We start from the raw sequence: 562 nt of genomic DNA, 5'->3' as shown, positions 1-562 counted from the left end.
GTTCCATCTGAATCACTATCATTGGCTAATACATCAACTACCGTTGGTGTTCCTGTTGCTCCAACTACTGAATCATCTACTGCAATTGGTAGCTCTGGAGTAAAGGTTAATACAATCTCTGCTGAATCTGAAACATTTCCTTCATCATCTGATACAGTATACTCAATTGGTGTTGGATCACTTGTAAAGCCAGACTCTGGTGTGAATGTGATAGCTCCTGTTACCGAATCTACTGTCCATTCTCCTTCGCCTGCTACTAATAATGAATCTCCAGGGTTTGTAGTTCCTACTATTTGAACTGTTGCAGGATCTACTAAATCACCTGCTGTATCATTTGCTAATACATCAACCACTACTGGTAATCCTGTCGTATTATCCGTAACTAAATCATCTACCGCTACTGGTACGTAATCTACTGTTACAGTTGCCACATTTGAAATATTACCATCATTATCATCCACTGTATAAGCTACAGGTGTTGGATCTGAAGTGAAACTCGCGTCTGGTATGAAACTAACTTCACCTGTTAATGGATTTACTTGCCATGCACCTTCATTTGGTA

The 562-nt window shown here is 39.7% G+C and carries 1 protein-coding gene; it reads right to left on the bottom strand.

Features of this window, described 5'->3' with window-relative positions:
• On the bottom strand, window positions 1–562 hold a 562-nt coding region (locus tag CXF54_RS12945), incomplete at both ends, for an Ig-like domain-containing protein (protein ID WP_410503942.1).

The sequence above is a fragment of the Olleya sp. 1-3 genome (assembly GCF_002836085.1).
Classification (GTDB): domain Bacteria; phylum Bacteroidota; class Bacteroidia; order Flavobacteriales; family Flavobacteriaceae; genus Olleya; species Olleya namhaensis.
The sequence above is the reverse complement of the archived record's forward strand: the minus strand, read 5'-3'. Positions and strand labels throughout refer to the sequence as shown.